Consider the following 4,762-nt stretch of genomic DNA (forward strand, 5'->3'; position numbering starts at 1 on the left):
AGAGCGCCGGATTGTGGTTCCGGAGGTCGTGGGTTCGAAACCCATCATTCACCCTAAAACGTTAGAATTCGTTTCAAAATAAATTCACATCAAATGGTGATTGTAGCTCAGTTGGTTAGAGCGCCGGATTGTGGTTCCGGAGGTCGTGGGTTCGAAACCCATCATTCACCCTTATAAATCTCAACTTCTATAGAAGTTGAGATTTTTTTTATTTAATATTAAGATGATTAGTTAATAGTAAAATAAGTTGCTATAAACTTTTTAAGTTTATACTTATCTTGTTCAGTAAAACCTGTAAGTGTAATTTCGGTTTTATTACTTCCTAAAAATAATGAAAGTGTATTATATGGATAATAAATAACAATTAAACGTTCTTTTTTATCGAAATACAATTCATCAATAATTTCTGTTTCTTGATTTTCAAAATTACCAAAACTTGAAAGTATTAAACTTTTTAAAGGATTAAAATTGTTTTGAGATGTAATGTAAATTATATTTCCTTTAATAAATATATTATATTTCGAAAAATCTAACTTAAAACCGAAGAAATTATCTTTCTCCAATATTTGTCCATTCAATTTATATATTGATAAATCTGAATTTATTTTTAATTTATTATTATTTTTTATATTACTCCTATGTCTAACTAAAATAAGAATAAAATATATAATACAAAATAGTATAATTAGAGCAATAAATTTTTTATCAAAAAGCATCTATATATATTTGTGTTAGCGTCGAATATAAATATACTTATATTTCTCCTTAAATTTACCAAAACATTCAAAATGAAAAAATCAATTCTATTGAGCACTGTTGCTTTAACAGGAATTTTATCTTCTTGTTCAACTCAAAAAGTAATGAAAGATACAGCTCAAACAGAAACAAATATGACAAAAGATTACGTTTATCAATATTATGCTCAAGTACCATTAACAACAGATATTTCGCATTTAACATCAAACGAAAAAGAGATTTTACGTTTGATGTTTAAAACGGCGGATATTATGGACGATTTATTTTGGCAACAAGCTTATGGCGCTAAAATAGATTTGATGGACGAAACCCAAGGAGAAGCCAAAAAATATGCGAAAATAAATTATGGGCCTTGGGATAGATTGAATAATGAAACTCCTTTTATCAGTGGTGTTGGAGCAAAACCAGCTGGAGCAACTTTCTATCCAACGGATATGACGAAAGAAGAGTTTGAGCAGGTAAATGTAAAAGATGGTAAATCTCCTTACACTATTATTCGCCGCAATCGTGAAGGAAATTTGTATTCGATTCCATATCACGAAAATTTTAAAAATCAATTACAAAAAGCAGCAGATTATCTAAATCAAGCCGCAAATTTAGCAGAAGATAAAGGGCTAAAAAATTATTTACACTTACGCGCAAAAGCATTATTGACTGATGATTATTATACAAGTGATTTGGCTTGGATGGATATGAAAAACGCGAATATTGATATGGTTGTTGGACCAATTGAAAATTATGAAGATCAGTTATTTGGTTACAAAACATCTTATTCTGCTTATGTTTTGGTAAAAGATATTGAATGGTCGAAAAAGTTGGCGAAATTTGTTCAGTATTTGCCAGAATTACAAAAGAATTTACCCGTTTCTGCTACTTATAAAAAAGAAGTTCCTGGTACAGATTCTGATCTTAATGCCTACGATGTGATATATTATGCGGGAGATTGTAATGCGGCGGGAAAAACAATTGCCATAAATTTACCAAATGATGAGCGTGTACAATTAGAAAAAGGAACACGTCGTTTGCAGTTGAAAAATGCAATGAAAGCGAAGTTTGATAAAATTCTTGAACCGATTTCAACTGCTTTAATTGATGAAAGTCAGCAAAAAAATATAACATTTGATGCATTTTTCTCTAATGTGATGTTTCATGAAGTGGCACATGGTTTAGGAATAAAAAATACAGTGAACGGAAAAGGTTCTGTACGTGATGCTCTAAAAGAAGCTAATTCGGCTTTAGAAGAAGGAAAAGCTGATATTCTTGGTTTGTATATGGTGAATCAACTTTTACAAAAAGGTGAATTATCTGGAAAACAAGAAGATTATTTTGTGACTTTCTTGGCTGGAATTTTACGTTCTGTTCGTTTCGGAGCAAGTTCTGCGCACGGACAAGCAAATATGATTGCTTTTAATTATTTTGCTGAAAATGGTGCTTTCGAGAAAACAGCAAATGGACGTTACAAAGTAAATGTTGCTAAAATGGAAAAAGCAATGAATGGACTTTCGGAATTAATTTTGACGCTTCAGGGAAATGGAGATTATGATGGTGTAAAGAAATTGTATGCTGAAAAAGGAATTATTCACACAGATTTACAGAAAGATTTAGATGCTTTAAAATCGAAAAATATTCCTGTAGATGTTGTTTTTGAACAAGGTCCACAAATGTTAGGATTATAAGAAATAGAAGATATAAATAAAAAATCCACTCGATGAGTGGATTTTTTTATTGTATTTAATTGATTTTTTCAAAATAAATTACTTCGTTACTATCAGGATCACCAATCATAAATTCTAATTCAAAATTGGTGAAATTTCGTTTTATTCCTTCAACAATTATTACATTTTCACAATAAAAAGATAGCGCATTTTCGTCTTCAATTTCTAATGAATATTCAAATTTTCCTTGTTGACAAATATTAATTTTATGAATTTTTTCATTCAAATAAAAAGTTCCATTTGGATTAATTTTTAATCTTACTTTTTCTAAATTACTTACATCAACCGTTGAAGATTTAGAAACTTTATAAGTTCCTATAATATTTTCATCAGTCACTTCATAAAGTAGAGAAGGTTTTATCGAATAATAAATGAAAATCAATAAAGGAAAGATGAACAAAGAAAAGCCTTTTATAATTTTTTGTTTATTCATTGGAGTTTTCCAAAATCCAATAATCATGATTACTATTCCAATTATAAAAGATAATCCTAAAATAAGGATTAAAACTCCTTTTAGAAGCAGAGAAAATAACGCCATTTTTATTTTTTAAGAAAAGTTTCAAATGCTTTTTTGAATTCTTGTAGCGTAACCAAATGCGTCATATCGACATAAAAAATTTGCTCGATATTGGCATTTTGTTGTTTAAGGTTTTCTACAAAATCTATTTGAAATTGTGGTTCTACAACATCATCTTTCAAACCTGTAAAAATTAGATTTCGTTGACTTGGAACTGCTTTCAGTAATTGTTCTGGTAAAAATGGTTTTAATCGCTCAATCGCTATTACAGCAGGATTGAACATCAGAACAGGAACATTTAACATTAATCCCAAATAATAACTTAACATTCCACCCAAACTTGTTCCAGCAATAAAATCTATAGGTTCTTTGGTGAATTGCTCCATCAAATCTTGTACTAAAGTTGGTGCATTATCATAATCAATTGTTGGTGCAAAGCAATCGCCCAAAGAGTCTAAATATTCTCTTTTTTCGTCTGTTACAAATCCTTGGTAGCCGTGTAAGTATGCAAATTTCATTTATTTAAAATTTATTTGTTTATTAATGTTTGTTGAATTATAGGAAATTCATTTTCAATTTTTCTATTATCTTGAATATTATCATAATCATTATCTCCGTATTCAAGTCCAACATTAATAAAACTAATTAGTATTTCTTTTTCATCATTTGTAAAATTATTTATAGTTTTTAAAAATTCATCTTCTCCAATCATATAAATAATTTGGGTTAATACATAACCTAAATCATATGCACTTTCTCCATCGACAGTATTTGATAACTCTATAAAATCAATAAAAGCATCTGATTCTAATCTAAAAGCAGAGTCAATAATTCCTTTTAACTTATAAGACATTAAATCAGATCTATTGTTAATTGAATATGGAATTACTACTTTTTTATACTCTTTAACAGTACAACTTATTGTAAAAACAAGAATGCTTATTAATGTTATAGTTTTAATCATAAATCATAATTAAAAAGTAAAAATACTAAAAAACCCTTTCTAAAATTAATCAGAAAGGGTTAAAATTATATCAAAATCTGATTAATTCACTATTTCAGCTTCTTCTACAGATTCTGGTTTTTGTGCATTTGGTAATTCACCTTTGAACAAGAAAGAAATAATTTCTTTATTTACCGTATCTAACATTCTTTGGAAGATATGGAAAGATTCTTGTTTGTAAACTACTAATGGATCTTTTTGCTCATAAACTGCATTTTGAGATGTTTTACGTAAATCATCAACATCACGTAAATGTTCTTTCCAGTTATCATCAATTAAACTTAATACAACCGATTTTTCAAAATCTTTGATTAATGTTTTTGCATGAGATTCATACGCTTCTTTTAAATCACAAACAACTGTCATTTCGCGAATTCCATCTGTAAATGGAACTTGAATACGAGAGAACATATGTCCTTGATTTTCGAAAACACCCGAGATAACAGGGAAAGCAGTTTCTGCTACATATTTCATACGAACTTTGTAATCTGCAACTGCAGCTTCGTAAGTTATATTTGTTAAATCTTTGATTGATTTAGATCTAAATTCATCTTCTGTAACAGGCGTACCCATTGTAAAATATTTGATTAAATCTAATTCGTATTGACCAAAATCTTCAAAATCTTTGTTTGATTGTACGATAGATGCAGAAACATCAAAAATCATGTTTGCGATATCTACTTCTAATCTTTCTCCGAATAATGCATTGTGACGACGTTTGTAAATTACTTCACGTTGTTTGTTCATTACATCATCATACTCTAACAAACG

At 28.9% G+C, this 4,762-nt stretch carries 5 protein-coding genes, 1 tRNA gene and 1 pseudogene; 2 read left to right on the plus strand and 5 right to left on the minus strand.

The window, feature by feature from the left end:
• Positions 1 to 95: 95 nt before the first annotated feature.
• Positions 96 to 171, plus strand: a tRNA-His gene (locus RSC72_RS14325).
• Between the two features lie 56 nt (positions 172 to 227).
• Here RSC72_RS14325 and RSC72_RS14330 read toward each other — a convergent pair.
• A complete protein-coding gene (locus RSC72_RS14330; protein WP_332566194.1) occupies positions 228 to 578 on the minus strand; it encodes a hypothetical protein in 351 nt (116 codons plus the stop codon).
• A gap of 210 nt (positions 579 to 788) precedes the next feature.
• Here RSC72_RS14330 and RSC72_RS14335 point away from each other — a divergent pair, with 210 nt between their 5' ends.
• A complete protein-coding gene (locus tag RSC72_RS14335; RefSeq protein WP_332566193.1) occupies positions 789 to 2,432 on the plus strand; it encodes a dipeptidyl-peptidase 3 family protein in 1,644 nt (547 codons plus the stop codon).
• Positions 2,433 to 2,487: 55 nt separating this feature from the next.
• On the opposite strand, the gene RSC72_RS14340 is transcribed toward RSC72_RS14335, so the two are convergent.
• From RSC72_RS14340 to secA, 4 genes and pseudogenes are all read right to left on the minus strand, one after another.
• Complete coding sequence (locus RSC72_RS14340) at positions 2,488 to 3,009, minus strand: hypothetical protein (RefSeq protein ID WP_332547095.1); 522 nt, start codon at positions 3,007 to 3,009, stop codon at positions 2,488 to 2,490.
• 2 nt (positions 3,010 to 3,011) lie between these two features.
• Positions 3,012 to 3,506: a YqiA/YcfP family alpha/beta fold hydrolase gene (locus RSC72_RS14345; RefSeq protein ID WP_332547093.1), complete on the minus strand. Its 495-nt coding sequence runs from the start codon at positions 3,504 to 3,506 to the stop codon at positions 3,012 to 3,014.
• Between the two features lie 11 nt (positions 3,507 to 3,517).
• Positions 3,518 to 3,952 carry a hypothetical protein gene (locus tag RSC72_RS14350; protein ID WP_332578595.1) on the minus strand — a complete coding sequence of 145 codons (435 nt, stop codon included), beginning with the start codon at positions 3,950 to 3,952 and terminating at the stop codon, positions 3,518 to 3,520.
• Positions 3,953 to 4,033: 81 nt separating this feature from the next.
• A pseudogene (gene secA, locus RSC72_RS14355) lies at positions 4,034 to 4,762 on the minus strand (preprotein translocase subunit SecA); the annotation flags it as partial.

The sequence above is a fragment of the Algoriella sp. genome, from assembly GCF_036647415.1.
Taxonomy (GTDB): domain Bacteria; phylum Bacteroidota; class Bacteroidia; order Flavobacteriales; family Weeksellaceae; genus Empedobacter.

Excerpts from the sequence above, each read along its gene's own strand:
- RSC72_RS14335 (WP_332566193.1), top strand. The coding sequence starts at position 789 with ATGAAAAAATCAATTCTATTGAGCACTGTTGCTTTAACAGGAATTTTA.
- RSC72_RS14340 (WP_332547095.1), bottom strand. The coding sequence starts at position 3,009 with ATGGCGTTATTTTCTCTGCTTCTAAAAGGAGTTTTAATCCTTATTTTA.
- RSC72_RS14345 (WP_332547093.1), bottom strand. The coding sequence starts at position 3,506 with ATGAAATTTGCATACTTACACGGCTACCAAGGATTTGTAACAGACGAA.
- RSC72_RS14350 (WP_332578595.1), bottom strand. The coding sequence starts at position 3,952 with ATGATTAAAACTATAACATTAATAAGCATTCTTGTTTTTACAATAAGT.